At 39.6% G+C, this 17,083-nt stretch carries 12 protein-coding genes; all 12 read right to left on the bottom strand.

All coding sequences use genetic code 11. The annotated features are described in order from the left end of the window. On the bottom strand, positions 1-914 hold a 914-nt coding region (locus G622_RS0107540; protein ID WP_026510199.1), incomplete at its 3' end, for an ABC transporter ATP-binding protein. A 291-nt stretch (positions 915-1,205) separates the two neighbouring features. Then, positions 1,206-2,177: a site-specific tyrosine recombinase/integron integrase gene (xerA, locus tag G622_RS0107545; RefSeq protein ID WP_026510200.1), complete on the bottom strand. Its 972-nt coding sequence runs from the start codon at positions 2,175-2,177 to the stop codon at positions 1,206-1,208. Between the two features lie 176 nt (positions 2,178-2,353). Beyond that, a complete protein-coding gene (locus G622_RS22085) occupies positions 2,354-3,043 on the bottom strand; it encodes a PBECR4 domain-containing protein (RefSeq protein WP_044957324.1) in 690 nt (229 codons plus the stop codon). 751 nt (positions 3,044-3,794) lie between these two features. Further along, positions 3,795-4,361: a rhomboid family intramembrane serine protease gene (locus G622_RS0107555; protein WP_026510201.1), complete on the bottom strand. Its 567-nt coding sequence runs from the start codon at positions 4,359-4,361 to the stop codon at positions 3,795-3,797. Between the two features lie 80 nt (positions 4,362-4,441). Further along, complete coding sequence (locus G622_RS24470) at positions 4,442-6,073, bottom strand: hypothetical protein (RefSeq protein WP_049945739.1); 1,632 nt, start codon at positions 6,071-6,073, stop codon at positions 4,442-4,444. A 121-nt stretch (positions 6,074-6,194) separates the two neighbouring features. Continuing rightward, positions 6,195-8,042, bottom strand: a complete 1,848-nt coding sequence (locus tag G622_RS0107565) for a S41 family peptidase (RefSeq protein WP_026510202.1) — start codon at positions 8,040-8,042, stop codon at positions 6,195-6,197. 139 nt (positions 8,043-8,181) lie between these two features. Continuing rightward, positions 8,182-9,195, bottom strand: coding sequence for an HD domain-containing phosphohydrolase (locus G622_RS0107570; protein ID WP_026510203.1), 1,014 nt, complete (start codon positions 9,193-9,195; stop codon positions 8,182-8,184). 129 nt (positions 9,196-9,324) lie between these two features. Then, positions 9,325-10,638 (bottom strand): ABC transporter substrate-binding protein, encoded by a 1,314-nt coding sequence (locus tag G622_RS0107575; RefSeq protein ID WP_026510204.1) that lies wholly within the window; start codon positions 10,636-10,638, stop codon positions 9,325-9,327. Next, a complete protein-coding gene (locus G622_RS22095) occupies positions 10,638-13,466 on the bottom strand; it encodes an ATP-binding protein (RefSeq protein ID WP_049945740.1) in 2,829 nt (942 codons plus the stop codon). The genes G622_RS0107575 and G622_RS22095 overlap by 1 nt, the downstream gene beginning before the upstream one ends. Before the next feature lie 251 nt (positions 13,467-13,717). Further along, entirely contained in the window at positions 13,718-14,893 is a 1,176-nt protein-coding gene (locus G622_RS0107585) for an aldo/keto reductase (RefSeq protein WP_026510205.1), read from the bottom strand. 292 nt (positions 14,894-15,185) lie between these two features. Further along, the gene (locus tag G622_RS22100) at positions 15,186-15,935 is read right to left on the bottom strand and encodes a L,D-transpeptidase family protein (protein WP_049945741.1); all 750 of its coding nucleotides are present in this window, start codon (positions 15,933-15,935) and stop codon (positions 15,186-15,188) included. A gap of 159 nt (positions 15,936-16,094) precedes the next feature. Next, positions 16,095-17,057: an alpha/beta hydrolase gene (locus G622_RS0107595; protein ID WP_026510206.1), complete on the bottom strand. Its 963-nt coding sequence runs from the start codon at positions 17,055-17,057 to the stop codon at positions 16,095-16,097. Positions 17,058-17,083: the final 26 nt, after the last annotated feature.

Below are 17,083 nucleotides of genomic sequence, written 5' to 3' on the forward strand. Positions count from 1 at the left end.
AAATCAGAAATTGAGAGGTTCTTTTTAAACACAGCCACAAAAAGAGTTGCATAAATAAGCCCCTTTATAATGACATAAGCTATCTGAACAACAAAGGCATGCTTATACCACAGATCGCGGTGAAGATCCATTTTTTCAATTGTTTCTTTATTTACTTCTTCCTGTTTACCGGACAAAAAATCGCTCAGTCCAAAGAGTCTTATATCCTTGGCAAAGTCAAAATCCTGAGTAATCCTGGTCATATATTCTGATTTGCGGGATGCGGGAGACATCTTATCCCACACCTCTTCTTTATCAACTCTGACTATTTTTCTGTAATAAAGAAACTGTAATAGTCCAAGAATGATAAGCGCTATGATAAGCCTGTAATCAAGAATCAGAATAGCAGCAAAAGTGACAACAAGTGTAAACGCACTTGTTAAAACCTGCCTCATTAGTTGCATCATACCCTGTACACCGTTGTCATCAGAATTAGTTGCCCTCGTTGCACGCTCTGCAATATCAAGTACATCCGGTCTTTCAATAAGTTCGTAGCGCAGCGTTAGTACCTTGGCAATTCTTTCTGTGAGCATTCTCATTCGAATGTCTATGAGGTTGAACCAGACTCTGTTATCTGATAATGCTCTTCCAAAATTCAGGACGAGATTTATGCTTCCAGCTACCAGCATGAGCCTAGCAAGCTGCCGTATCCCTTCCTGCCTGCTTAATCCAAGTTGGATAATATCGATGACGTATTTTCCAAAAATTCCCCAGAAATACGATAAGACGGAATTACATACAATTCCAAGAATAACCAGAAAGAGAACTCCAGGCTTATATTGCCACATTTTCTTTAATATATAGACTGTGTTGCTCCATATCCCATATTCTCTGTGAAGCGGGTTATCTTTGCTTTCTTTATATTCGATTTCCATGATGTCTACCCCTTTTTGTCCATAATCGCAATATAGATTCCCACGGTTTTTTCCACTTTTTGCCGTAAGAAGACATATATAAATGACGCATGTTAATTATATGTCAAAAAGGAATTAGCACTCTACTCACTTTTTCATATCTTATGTTCATATTTTGCTATCAATTTTTCAAGTCGATTGCTTCTAAAAGGAGCCTCAGCATCGTGAAGCTCCTTAAAACCCCATACGCTATACCATACTCTTCCTGCTTTTTAATACAACACAAAAAGCCAATTAATATAGAACAATGCACTATCCGATATATCTCTTATGTGAAATCTTTACGTTGCTCTGTTTTACCATGGCGTACTGCATGGTCGTATCAATTTGGTCGTGACCAAGTAATCTCTGCACCTGCTCTACGGGCATTCCTTTATCTATAGCAGTGGTGGCCATAGTGCGGCGAAACTTATGAGGGTAGCAGTGGGTTACATTGGTCTGCTTTCCCATCTTCTTCAGCATTATCTCTACACCACCAGATTTTAATCTATGATGCGGGCTTCTTGTGCTTACAAACAGTGCAGGATTTGGATCATTGCGCATCTTCAGATACTTTTGAAGATGTATCTTTGTTCTTGCATCAAAATAGACTATGCGTTCTTTATCGCCTTTTCCCAGAACAATGCACTCGCGTTCTTCAAAATCTATATCATCAAGATCGAGACTAACAAGTTCGCTAACGCGCACCCCTGTTGAGTTTAGCATATCTATTATGGCAAGGTTTCTGAGAGCTTTGCATTCATCCTGTAGACGCTCCAGTTCCTCATCTGAATACGTTTCCTTAACTGTAACAGACGTTTTTATCTTGTGAATTCTGCGCATTGGACTCTTGAAAATATAGTTTTCATCTTCTAACCATCTGAAGAAGCTGGATAGAGTTCTTCTCACATTGTCTACTGTGGCTTTGCTCACACCATTGTTTTCCTGATAAGAAGATAAATAACTGCGTACATCATCAGTATTCATGACGCAAACATTCTTCTCGGCTTTTTCAAGCATTTTTCCAATATTGAAGCGGTAGAGAAAAAGTGTGTTTTCCGACCTGCCCTCCAGTCTCTTGGTAGCGAGGAACATTTCCAGAAGCTCCTCAGAGCTCTTCGACAACAGAGTTGTATCTTCCTGCCTGGCTATCTCGTCCAGGATATCCTTTAGCTTGAGCATCTGAGCATTGTCCAGAAATACTACCATTCTCTGCAAGATAAAGTTAATAGTTTCCTGATTCATCATAGGTAATGTACCTCCTTCTGAGGTCATTATAATGAATCATGGAACGAAATTTGCCATTCTGCATTTTAAAACCATTATATGAACTTTTATCTCATATATTCATTTGAAAATATCAAAAATGCCATTTTCATACTATAAAAAAGGAACCTCAGCATCGTGAAGCTCCTTAAAACTCATTTCAATTCAGTTGTGTTGCCATCTGCACAGTTTTCTTTTTTTATATCTGCATAGTCAAGTATTCCGCTCACCTTGATAAGTTCAAGAGTTTTATCACATTTTTCGATAACAGAGTACTTATCGTCAGTATACTCCTTGCTCATTACAGCAAATACCTTCTGTTGTGGCTTGGAAGATACGTCCCTAATATCTTTCTTCAAAAGCGTATTAGGCACATTCAGCTTTGTATAGCCATCTGTGACAAAGCCCATACATGCGCACACGTTTCCAGCTACTTTCTCAGAATACAGCTTAGGTCCGTGATCTGTGAATTCTCCTATCATGGATGCTACTTTCTTGAGATTCATCATACTCTCGATAACATCTAATTTCTGCTCAGTAGTACCATCTCTCGACAGCATGAAATCATCTTCTGATAACCTTCCATCTATGCACTTCTCATAAAAGTTGATTGATGAAGCCGTCGTCTCCTTATTGATGATAACGCCTGTCAAATGCAGGAAATTAGATCTGTGAAACACAACTTCATAAAATTGTAAGTCTGTTATTATCTCAGCCTTCTGAGCAATCTGCTTGTTGATTGTGGCAGGAACACCATATACAAACAGCACCTTCTGGTCTTCAAGATTCTCGTGATAAAGTTTAGCTGCTTTTGTTATCACTGATATTGCTTTTTTCTTGTCCATCTATGCTTGCAAATCCTTATACTACAAATTTAAAATGGGAATGTCATCGCCGCAGCAGTGAACATTCCCATTTAGTGATTGATTTTTCCGTTGTCTGCCAACCTCCAGCACCTATGTCTGGATAATATCAGGTTTTTCCGTTGCCTGCCAACCTCCGGCACCTACGTCCGGAAAAAATATCAGATTTTAGGTGTCAACCCACCAAGGCTTCTGCCTTTTCTTACCTATATCATATATCGGCTCATCCATAAAAACAATGTACATTTTCTCCAAAAATTCTAAAATTAGTCGATCATGAATACCTTTTTGTGTTATCTAAAATGTATTTTTATACGTTTTATACACCGGATGTGAAGCAATTAACGACCACATTAAACTGGAATATAAGCATTTGGAACCTAGCATTACGAAAAGTGAAAATGGTGGAGCCGCGCAATGCCTAGTTTCATTTTTGTATATTCTCCTTCTAAAAAAGCCTTGTTTAAACCATTTGTTATCTCTGGTATTTGTACCGAGTACCACGTCTGGCACCATTTTTACACCATATTAATGTAAAAAAGTCCTGACACAGCGAATAAATATTAACATGTCAGGAGGGATTTGTAAAAACTTCTAATCTGATTCTTTTTTCAAAATTTTCCCATATAAAAACGGAGAGCAGTCATATTTCTGGTTCTGTTCTCCGTTTTACGTAATATAATAATCAATAATCCACCTGCCATTTCAAGTTGTAAATAGCAGGCTGTTTCTCTTATTTTTTCCTATTCAATTTATATCCTGCTATTGCTCCTATAATTCCACCAACTATATGGCTTAAATTAGAAATATCATCCATCAAAAATAGGCCTTCATACACCTGTTGTCCGATAAAGACAATAGTTACAAGAATAAATGTCAACGGAATCTCTCCGTTTCTAAAACTTGTAAAAGATGTCAGAAGAATAAATGCAAACACCACCCCACTTGCACCACAAAGAGCTACATTCCAGAACAGAAGATAATTTATAAGTCCTGTCACTACAGCTGTAATCAGAATCACCTGCAGAATCCTCTTAGAGCCATACTTTTCCTCAAGCATAGGTCCCAGAAGCAAAATATACGCTGCGTTACCAATATAGTGATCCCACCCGCTGTGTCCCAACACATGCGTAAAGAATCTCACATAAGTAAACGGATCACTCAGTGCTGAATGGTATGTGATGAACAGAAGCCTATTGCTCATACCAGCTGTCAAATATCCAAATACTAAAGCAAAAAAGCTTATGAATATGAACCCCAATACAACCGGAGAATTGAACGTAATCTTGAATCTTTTCATATGTAATAATCCTGTCCACTTTTACTTATCAAATACTAATGCATTAGTACATTACAGATAATTAAAGAAGATTGTATCCATTATTTAAGCTCTTCCCAATGATCACCGTTATAGATAAGCGTCTCATGGTAAATTTCATCTACTGTATTACCTTCTTCGCTATACACCTTTTCAATCAAGGAAACTTCCAGAGCGTTAAGTGTCTTTCCGTCCTTTTCCACGGTTACAATACTTGTATTTGAAAGGTCTCCCCTTGTCTGCCCCGGCCAGGTCTCCTCTGCAAATATCGGAATATCTGTTGTAGGATAGAGTTGAATAACATTACCATCTACAAATTTAAAAGCATAAAGAAAGGCATATTCACCTGTAGTATTAGCAAAGGATGCATTTAGAATATATTCCTCTATTCCATCGTTATCTATATCAACCATTTCCATCCCGGTTATCATGGGGTTATACTTTGCACTTAATACTTGCACAGTTCCATCGCTCATATGAAAAGAAAATTCTGTATCTGCTCCACCATTGTAGTCATATTCATCCTGCCCGTTATTCCAGGTCACTTTCTCCACAATTTTATCGCCCAAAATGCTCTCTTCTATTTTACCTGTCAGAATTGTACTTTCTGTAAGTGGTTCCCAAGTTATATCATCGGGCTGAATGCTCTCGTCAGCTAAAAGTTCATTTATTTCAGTCAAAGAAATATCCTTTGACTCTTTCCCTTCATACGTAATACTACCGTAAGTTTCATCTTCAAAAGGATATGTTAACTCCCATACCTGTACAAATCCATCGCTACCGGTGTATTTGTAAGCTTTATCATAGAAGTCAAAGCCAAATGTCCACAAACCATCCTTGGGCATATATCCATTCAAAAGAGCACCATATGTAACTTTGCCATCCTTTATATAATAGACAGCATAAGTATGCCATAAGTTTTTGATATCTGTTGTTACGAAGAATTCGCATATACCATCTTTATCTATATCGTAAAGAGCGTAGCCCGGAGCTGTAGCATCACTGTATGAATATGACTCAGCTTCATCAGATAGCGATTCTTTACCTGATAATATTTTTTTTATCAGCTCGTCATATAGCTTCATGGTTTTATCTTCTTCCTTCATCTTGGCAGAAGCATCTCCTTCATTCGCTTTGCCAGTAGTGCCTTCTCCCTTCGCCTTAGCACTAGTGTCATCTTCATTAGCCTTGTCAGCAGCGTCTTCTCCCTTTGCCTTGCCCGTAGTGTCTTCTTCCTGCGTCTTGCCAGTGGTGTCTTCTTCACTTGTAACAACTTCGCCTGCAGTATCTTCGGTATCAACTTCATCCTGCTCCGCTTGTTCCTTTGTCATAACTACATGACCTTTTGCGTTATCACCGGATACTGTCAATGTATAAGTTCCTTCTTCGTTTATGCCAACCTTGAAGTCAGTACTTTCCATGTTATTTCCACGATAGATAGGCTTTTCATCACCTTTTTGTATAGTTATGGAAATGTCTCCTGCCTGTTTCTCAACAGATACATCGATACTCTCTCCTGCCTTCATTTCTAAATCATAGGAATATGATGTATTAAGTGTCTCAAAGTCAATATCAAAATGATTTGCATCCCCTGTCTTGCTTCCATTGAAGGTAGCCTGCTTCCCACAAGCACCCAGAACAAGTATATTGCTTATAACTAATCCAATAGCAATTAGCCTTGAAAACTTTTTCATCCCCAAATCTCCTCTCGTAATTCAAATTATCGTAAATTTCTTAAAAGTTAAATAAGCGGCAGATTTATCTGACGCTTATTATAACAACAGACTCATTATATCAGCAAATAAGTAATTTCTATTATGAAGCTTTATCCAGTTCTTCACTGAACCACTCGTTCATAATTTCATCCAAATCCTTGTCTTCAAAATATTCCTGATACGCTGGAATTATCAACTCCTTGCCAAATAATGCGGAAATCATATCGGCATAGGGGTCACCGGCAAGTTCAGTAATCTGCATTGTACCTGTTTTGATCGGAACATCTATGCTGCAGCCACCTTCCACTGAATTACCTTCGTAATCCATTAACTTCCACTGACCGCTTGACATCAAATAATATAAGCCCTCTATGTCGCTTCCAATCTGGACGCTGCATCCTCCTCCACTGGAAGGTTCTCCTATAAGAACCGCCCCTTCTTCCTGTATAATTATCGGAAACAAATTCCCACAGGAAAAGGCATGTCGCGTCACCAGCACACCATAATTGAAATCATATTTCACTTCCTTGTCCTTTTTGTCATACACTCCATCAAAGTTTGCATCGATTTCAAATGTGACAGCCATTGGTTGACGGGTAATGTTATTCCAACCATAAAGCTTATCCTGCCCGGTAGTCATCCCCAAAATCATCATCATTGGATCCGGGCTTCCTCCATTATTACAGGATAAGTCGAATATCACATTATCAATTTTGGGATTCTGAGATGCCTTCTCCAGACCGGTTATGACTGTTCCAAGACTGTCATCAGGAAACTCTCCATCATTATTGTAATAGCTGTCCCAGGCGGCTTCATCCGGCAAAAAGGAATCAAGACGAATGATTGCTGTACGACCATATTCACGATAGTTATCTTCTCCCCAGCAAAGTGCTCTCTGTACATTGATCATCTCATTCTTCATCTGCTGAGAATGAATAGGATTATTTAAAAATGCTTCCTTATACGATGATCCTGCTCTTTTAACAAATGCATCATTAATACCACGATCCAGAATCGTAGCTATTCCACTCTCACCTGAAAATACAGTATGTCCGTCACCTAAATATGTAAAAAACAGTTTTGTCAGATTACCCAAGTATATTTCAAGGGATGAAGAAAGCAAACCTTCTTTAATTGACTTTCCTTCTTCCCCAAGACTTTCCAGGGCCATATCCAGCCCTTTATCATCAAGCGCTTTATCTAAAACTGCCGTCCCGGGATGTCCGTAGAAATAATCGAAGTTAAAACAAATATCCGCATAGCACTGCCTTATGATGTCTTCCGGCCTATCCTCCCCACAAATCTGAGCCAATATCACATCTGAAATATACGCTGAATCAAAAATTACGCCATTTTCAACTATACGCTGTATATGGAGGTTCTCTCCATCATATACCATATAATTAGTCGCAATGTCCGTCATCATGTTTGACAAAGTTGATACCGGAAAATAGATGTCGTGCTCATCGGAATAGAACCTGATACCGTATTTTGCAAAATCGAATGTAACAGGAGTTGCCTCCCCCTCATAGGTAACATCTACAATCCTTACAAAATCAAGGCTCACGTCCTTTAATCCCATTGTCCTTTTCTCAAGCGGCATTGGCAAAGCCATGAAGGCATTCCAGTCTTGTACAAAGATCTGTCCTTTCTCCGAATCGCAGATTAGCTTTGCACCATTCCAATTTTCCAGCACATATGTCCCATCCTCACTCTGCTGAACATTGAAGGGCTGTCTACCAATAAACTGTGCATATTCATTCATTCCCATATAAGGAATGTCAGGCGTCACATTGTAGAATCGAAGGCTGAATTCTCCAATTTCATCCTCGAAGGATAATACTTTGACCGAACGTTCTGTATATCCACCCTTTTTAGGAAACACCCATAATGTTATTACAGCTGTAAACAACACTAAAATCAAAACAGAAATTGCTCTCCTAGTCATAATTACACTCTCTATACTTTCTTATATTATGTGCAAAAAGCCAGCATTAAGCTTTCTCTACAATTAATCAATAGCTTACAAAAAATACATTCCAAAACTATCACATATAAACGGTGTCCAAGTCGATATACTAATTTACCTAGTGCTCATGAAGTTTATAATCAACATCTTCATTTATCATCTCAAGCATTATCGCCGCAAATCGCGGATCAAACTGAGTTCCGGCGCCCTTCTCAAGCTCTTCTTTGACAACATCCTGCGAGATAACGCCTCTATAGCTTCTGTTACTTGTCATGGCATCATAGGCATCTGCAACGGCGATGATCCTTGCCTCCTCGGGAATTTCCTCCCCGGATAATCCATCGGGATAGCCTCTGCCATCATAGCGTTCGTGATGCCACCTGGCTCCAATGAAAAGTTTGGGCATCTCTTCAATATTCTGCAGAATCTTCGCACCCCTGCCGGGATGTGTTTTTATCTTCTCAAACTCTTCATCTGTGAGTTTTCCGGGCTTATTGATTACCGCATCCGGCACTCCGATTTTTCCCACATCATGAAGAAGTCCCATCATATATATTTCTTCCTGACTTTCAAAAGAGTAACCTGCTCTTTTTGCGATTTCCCTGGAGTATTCGGCAACTCTTCCTGAATGTCCCTTTGTATAAGCATCCTTAGCATCTATGGCATCTGCCAGGGTCTGCACCACATGAAGAGACATACCTTCTATTTCTTTCGTCTTTCTCTCAACTTCAGCATGTAGATCACGCTGGAGTCTTATAAGATCGATCAGGTGTCTGACACGAAGCGTTAATACTTCAGCTGCAAAGGGCTTTCTTATAAAATCCATAGCTCCCAAAGATAGCCCGACTGTCTCTGCAGCACAATCATCATTCGCAGTGAAAAAAATAACCGGTATCTCCTTTTTTCCGTTTTCTTTTTCCCATTCACGAAGAAGTCTCATGGTCTCAAAACCATCAAGCTCAGGCATTTTAATATCCAAAAGAAGCATATCTATCGGATTTTTCGTTACATAATCCAGCAAAAGCCTGCCGCTTTTCAGGCATGTAACCTTGAAGCCGGCTTCTGAAAGAACAGTATTGGCACTCCTTAATATAATTGCATCATCATCTACAACTACTACACGCTCTTCCATTAAATATCCTTTCTGATGACACCTGGCAATCACAAAATCCGCCATGGGCAATATTGGTTCACCATAAAACCAAACACACCTATGTTATCCCATGATTTTCTATTCACACCAGATTACACATGTCTACAATCATTGATCCCACAAGCTTCCATAGGCACCAACAGCCTCATCCACAGTCATGGTGCCGTTTGCAACCTTATAAGCAGCTGCACGAAACTCCTTGTTAACAGCATCATTAAGTCCCGTTTCCTGATAACTGAAAGCCCGGTCCTCCGGAAATCCTTCAAGAGACGAATAGACTTCATCCAGTGAAAAATCATTGGTTGGAGTAATAAGTCTCTTGATTGCAGCCATGTTGCCCAGTTCTTTTTCTCTCATAAGGAATCTAATGAATTCATTTGTCATATCCAGGTTGGCGCTGTTTTTATTTACGCTGAAAAACAGGTTGACCGAATCCAGGAAATACCCGCCATCATCTCCAATCGGTACCACGAAAAATTTGTACTTAAACGGATTTGCAAGAAAAGCCTCTGACTTACTCTCACGCTTTTGTGTACCGGAAACCATATCTCCGCTTCCAAGCATAATAGGAACATCTCCCTCGAAAAAGCGCATGATTACTGCATCATAATCATCAGCGATTTCATCTGTGCAGACACCGGGATTCAAATATCCCTCATCCACAAAGGTCTTTATCTTCTCAAGAGCAGGGCGCATCATCTCTCCCGCGGACTTCTCCATAGAATTAAGAGAAGCCACCGATTCCGGATTTTTCAGGACACTGTCGCAAAAAAGAGGAAATGAAAAAGCATAATACATTCCTGCCACAGTGGTTCCGTTTGCTCCCATAACAGGCGTTTCGTAGCCTGCTGCCTTCAGCTTGTTACATACATCAACAAGCTCCTTGTAATTCCCGGGAACCTTAAGGGAGTTCTTTTCAAAAATATCCATATTCACAAGCATACCATATGACCTTGTGAAAATAGGAAGCATTATGACATCTCCGTTTTCAAGGCTCCACCTTGCTCCTTTTCGTATGCACTCCAAATCAATATTAAGTTCAGGATCAGACAAAATCTCAGCATTGTCCAAAACCGGCTTCATTCTCTCTTCGTCAAGCATCCATGATGCCGTGACGTAAATATCAGGAGCTTCATCACTCATAAGTGCACTGGCAATGGTATTATCGTAATCATCCAGATAAACATAATTGAGACTTGCATTTGGATAGTATTCATAGAAGCGCTCAAATTCGCTCTCGAGTGATTCAAAATTTGAATAGCTTCCGGCAACCTTGATTTTGCAGGTTGTTTCTGTTGGCAACGCAGGTTTGAATTCTGCATTTTTATCTTGTTTTTGTCCGCAGGCAGAAGTACCTATTACCATTACCATGGCAAGTATTGATGCCATAATTCTTTTTGCATTTACTTTCTTAACAAACATTAATTGTCCTCCAGTATCCCCGGTATCAGGTCATAGTCAAAATCATCAACAGCTTTTTTGAGTGATTCAAACCGCTCTCTTTCCTCCTCGGGAAATCTATAGGCTTCAAGAGATTTCACGGTATTCACCACGCTATCGTAATCAAATGATGCACAAAATTCTGATAGTTCTTCATATGCCTTTTTCATATCCTGCTCTGAAATAAGCGGTCTCTCATCATTTGTTTCAGCCTTTACCTCTTCGCTCTTTCTATCCCTTATAGGCTCAAGATCTTTAACAAGTTCCTTGTACATATAAAGGAGATTTCCTAATTCATTTTCAAGAGTTTCCACATCCCCTGACTCACCTGCCTTCTCAAGGCGGGCTGCAAAATCTCCAAGCCTTTGGGCCCCGATCATTCTTGAGGTACTCTTTAGAGCATGGACCTTGACCGTAGTATTCTTATAATCTTTTGCCTTCCAGTACTTTTCAATTTCATCCGCATTCTTCCCGGCGGAATCAAGATAAGCCTTCAGAGTGAACATATATGTATCATTGCTTCCGCAGTAAGTAAGACCTGTATTCACATCAATCGATTCCAGTTCCCAGATGAAATCCGGTATAAAGTTATCATCTTCCACGACATTTTCATCTGAAGAATTGATCTTATCCTCCGGAAGATACTGAAGCAGCATCGCTTCAAGCCTGTCCGGATCAATAGGTTTAGTTATATAATCATCAAATCCTGCATTTATATACATTTCACGCATACCTGAAATAGCATTGGCGGTTAGACATATTATCGGAGTCTTGGCATTTGAAGAATCATTAATTGTTCTCATTTCCTTAAGTGTCTCGATACCGTCCTTTTCAGGCATCATATGATCAAGGAAAATGACATCATAATGATTTTTTCTATAAAGAGATATGCCTTCATCTCCGCTGCTTCCTGTATCTATCTGTACTTTAGTGCACTTTAACAGATTTTTGAAAACAGACAGATTTACGATAGTATCATCAACCACAAGCACCTTTGCATTGGGAGCAGAAAAGCTCTCCCGGTACTTCTTTCTTTCTGAAACAGTACGCTTAAAGGTCTCCTCATAATTTCCTATGGGTTTCCAGTCTTTTACGCCCTGCACCAGCTTAAAAGAAAAAGTCGACCCTTTTCCGTATTCACTCTCAACTTCTATGTGGCTTCCCATCATATCGAGAAAGCTCTGGGCAATACTCATTCCAAGTCCTGTTCCTTCAATATTCCTGTTTCTATTTTCTTCTATACGCTCAAAAGCCTTAAACAGACTCTTCATATCCTCCGGCTTTATACCAATTCCGGTATCGCTGACACTTATGAGAAGCCTTACCGAATCAGGATTATCTTCCATTTTTTCAAAGCCGACCTTAAAGGTAACAGAGCCTTCTTTTGTATATTTCACAGCATTTGAAAGTATATTTGTGATAACCTGCTTTATGCGGATTTCATCTCCATTCATTATCATAGGGATATTCCTGTCCACATCCAGATTAAATAAAAGCCCCTTGTCCGCAGCTTTTCCCTGAACCATGTTCACCAGGTCATTCAGCATGGAAACAAAATTGTAATCCACACATATAATGTCCATTTTGCCCGCTTCTATTTTAGAAAAATCAAGAATATCATTGATAATCCCAAGCAGAGTTTTCCCGGCTGTCCTGATACTCTCGGAATACGCAACAATTTCTTCCTCGCGGCTATTACGCAGAACCATCTCATTAAGTCCAAGGATAGCATTCATGGGCGTTCTGATATCATGTGACATGGTAGATAAAAAGTGAGATTTAGCCTCATTCGCCTGATTTGCCTCCTCCGCAGCTTCTACCAGCTTTTTGTTGTAGAACATAAGCACCAGATAATTGAAAACAAGAAGCCCCATAAGACCAAGGGTAACCATACCCAGCAGCAGCCAGTCTACAACACTATTCGTTGCCTTCAGTTCAACAGACGGTATATATGAAAGAAGAAACCAGGTATTCATCGATTTAATAGGAGTATATGAAATTACACATTCCTCTCCTTTTGAATTCATCATTGTCATGATCCCGGTCCTGGTCGTAACCATGTCCGTCATTTTTTTATAATCTGTGATATTCACATCGTTATAGGATTTATAATATTCAAAAAAATTGGAATTTTTCAGAGATTTACCATGTACCAGATAATCTCCGTCTTTATTAATTAGAGAAATCTCAACATTTTCATACTCACCTTTTAGAAAGACAAACTTATCCTCCAACATGCTTACCGGTTCAACGCGCATCAAAAGCGCTTCTTTAGTCTTCCCGTTATCCTCATCCAGTATGGTGACATAATTCATGAATGCAATTGACTGTACCCCATTCTGGGGATTCGTATATGCCCTTGTCAGACTGATAACTCCATCTTCTCTGCTGATTTCATCCAGATTGTCAAAGAGATTGATCTTGTGGTATGAAACCGAAAAATCATTTGGGTCCTTGGAGGACGGATGCGTAGATATTCCGCTTTTTGAAGTTTCATCCAATAGTATCAGATGGCCATAGATAACCGGTAAAATCTTAGCCTTTCTGATAAATGAAATCGCTTCCTCAGCAGTCATAGGCGTTCCCGCTTCAGCTGAACGATTAATATAATTTGCCCATATATCACAAAGATGCTGCTCATCCTCAAGATAGTTCGTGATAATCTGTTCGGCAGTGACAGTCATTTTCTCAAAAGCCACGATAACGCTCTCATTGCTCTCACGCATCTTGGCATTGGCATATTGAATTATGAAAAAAAGTATCAACACCATTATTGCCAGGTCGATAACAATGATAAGCGTTTTCTTCACGCCTCAACCTCCCGATGCTGGTCAAAAAGTTTGCAATTATGTAAGGCTGATATAAAACAAGTTACACTAACAAAAACTCAGTAAATATATTTCAATTATACAAATCCCTTCATGAAAAATAGAGTAATAAACTATGAAAAAACAATTAAAATTATGTAAGAACAAGCTCCTATTGGCTAAACAAAAACATATAAAGCGAAAAAAACTCCGCCTCTAAAAAGGGCGGAGATTTTTATGCAGCTGATTATGTTTTAATGTACCAGAACCTTTCTCGCAATATCTATTCCGATCTTATATGGTAATGGTCTTAAGTCTCTGTCAGCTTCCTTAAGCTTTTCTCTGATATTTAAATGCTGAGGGCAGTGCTGCTCACACTTACCACATTCAATGCACTGGGAAGCAAAACCGGGTTCTTTTCTAAGTCCCATATTCTGTGCAAATTCAAATCTTGCTGCAGATTTCTTCTCCATGTACATCAGGTTGTAATAATGGAAGTTACCGGGAATATCTACTCCCTTAGGGCATGGCATGCAATATCTGCAGCCGGTACATCCTACCTTTTCCCTCTCCTTTATTATCTTTTTAATTCTGTCTACTAATTTATAATCCGCATCTGCAAAGATTCCGGGAGTAGTCTCTGATGCTATTCTAATATTTTCATCAAGCATCTCCATGGAGTTCATTCCTGAAAGTACACAGGTAACCTCCGGTTGATTCCAAAGCCATTTTAATCCCAGCTCAGCCGGAGAATACTTTGTGGAATGAGCTGCCAGCTCTTCCTTAGCCTTAGTGGGAAGATTAACCAGCTTGCCTCCTCTTAAGGGTTCCATTATCACAACAGGTATTCCCTTCTTTGCAGCTGCATCGAGACCCTTTCTTCCTGCCTGGGAATTTTCGTCCAGATAATTGTACTGGATCTGACAGAAATCCCAATCATAGGCATTTAATATTTTCAAAAACATATCTGTGTCGCCATGATAAGAAAAGCCTATATTTCTAATCTCTCCGGATGCTTTTTTATCCTTGATCCACTGCTCTATTCCAAGGCTCTTAAGGTGCTCCCACTCGCTGTAATCTGTGAACATATGCATAAGATAATAGTCTATGTAATCTGTTCTGAGGCGTGCAAGCTCATCTCTGAAAGTCTTCTCTATCTGCTTATCTGAACGCATAAGATATTGCGGAAGCTTTGTGGCTATACTCACATCTTTTCTTTTACCTGATTCTTCAAGTATGCGTCCAAGGCACTCTTCGCTTCCGGGATAAATATATGCCGTGTCAAAATAATTGATCCCTGACTCAATTGCATGAAGTATCTCGCCCTTGGTCTTATCATAATCAATAGCGGTCCCCTTCTTTGTAAAACGCATACATCCATATCCCAACTGGGATATATCTTTTCCATACCTGTCTTTTCTGTACTGCATAGTCATAACCTCCGTACCTGGTCCTAAGGGCTACAGCTTACGGTTATTAGGCATGAGGAGGATCCCATTTATGGGATGAGTCCTACTGTCATTGATTCCTTAGGACTTTTTACCTGTTTCATAATTTAGCAACATTTTATTGTGTGCAATTTATATATACAAATATATAACTTTTATCATCAAAAGTAAATGCTTCCGGGAAATCCTTTATATATCAAAAATGACATGCCATAATACTCAGGCATGTCATTTTTGTATGGAAAAATATGGATAGGAAATAAGCAATTTATGTTTAGAAGCTTGCTCCAAGGTTACTGACAGAATCAATAACCACTACACAGCCGTATTTCACATGCTGCATAACAAACTTCATCTGATTTTCAGGTATTGCAATACTGCCCCCTGTATACGGTTTTCTTGCACCAAGGCAGTGAAGGAAAATTGCCGAACCTTTTCCTGCCTCTCCTTCCTTGTTGTAATCTATATTCAAGCAGTATCGGTACTCTCTGATATAATCTGCTATATGTCTGCTATCTGCTACATCAAGATCTGGATAATCGTTTATATCTACCATCTCGTTGTAGTGCATTCCCGATGCCTCATCACCGGACCAATAATCATTCTCATCAACCTGTATGTAATTCATTGAGCATCCTGGATCCTCGGCTATTCCAAAGGCTTTGTCGAAAGTGAAAACTCCCTGGGGAGTCATACCATCTCCTTCCCTTGTTTTGCCAAGGCCGTTTTTGCCAATATAGCCAGGTGTTGTCATGATCATCTGCCATTTTCCGTCTGCATCTTTTTCATGCATGGAAACCCAGGCTGTTGTACCTTCATAGTTGGCTACCACAAATAGCTGATCTGCATTTTCAGCCTCCGGCATGTCTGCAACCCATTCGGGAGATTCCCGAAGCTGAGTCACTACTGCCGTATCCTTTGTCACAGGATCTGAAGCTTTGCTGAAACTCTTGAAAGTACATCCGGTAAAAGTAAATACCAGAGCATATACTGCCATTATTTTTACAAATAAAACGGTCCTCAAAACACAAACCTCTGATACATAAGTAATAATGTTAACTTACCAGCGAACATGTATCTTAGTATAAAAGGGACTGTCCAACAGATGTCCAACAAGGAAAAACATTAATTATAATTACCTTGATTCCCCATGCCTCAAATAAACAGCACAGGTTTTAGTTAATTAAAATAGTCCGTATTCTTTAAGAAAGGAATCAACAAAGGCCATATACTCTTCCTTGTCATCAACGATTCCTCTGATATGGCTACTGTCAATAATCGCCATTTCTTTATCCTCGGTTCCAACATTTTCATATACCTCTTCCACCATATCCGGCAGGCATACTTCATCTCTGTCAGAAATAAGAATCATTGTCGGAAGCTTATCATTTTTGACCGCTTTAACTGTATCTCCGTCAGCATAATCAATTCCTTTAAAAAGCTTCATATATATTTTACTGGTGGCAATGAGATAATTGGACATAGGTGAATATGCACCCTTTGGTCCATCACCAAACATTAATCTCAGAAAGCTTTCCATACCAGGAACCGGACTGTCACATATAACCGCATCTGCAGCGTCCACTTCTCCCGGTGTCACATTTGATGCATATAAAGCCGTAGTCTGGCCGCCCATTGACTGCCCGTGAACAATTACTTTAGATTTTCCAAGCTCAGTTCTCGCGTACGTAACAAGTGCCTTAACATCCCTCTGCTCATGAATTCCAAAGGTGACCTTTTTATCCGGATTCTTTCCATGCCCTCTCTGATCATAGGTTATAACATCGAATCCTCTCTCCAGATAAGCTTCTGCCCAAGGTGCATTAAATACTCTGTCTCCGCCTGCACCGTGAACAAGAATAACGCATTTATCGCTGCCATTATCATAATACGTACCGGGAATCTCGTTTCCATCCTCTGCTGTAACGCTTATGTCCTGCCCCGTATACCTGCTCTGGAATCCTTCAAGATCATAATTCCACATCTCAAGCTGCAAAACACTATTAGCTACTGTATCGTTATTTCTGTTTTGGTATAGAATCTGGTCAGTAACATATCCGCCCATAGCTACAGATCCGCCAACTACCAGTACTGCCACCGCACTCACTGCGATAATCAGTACTTTCTTAAGTATTCCCTTTTTCATTTCCCCAACTTCTCCTTTTAATAGTT

The sequence above is a fragment of the Butyrivibrio sp. LC3010 genome, assembly GCF_000424385.1.
Taxonomy (GTDB): Bacteria; Bacillota; Clostridia; order Lachnospirales; family Lachnospiraceae; genus Butyrivibrio.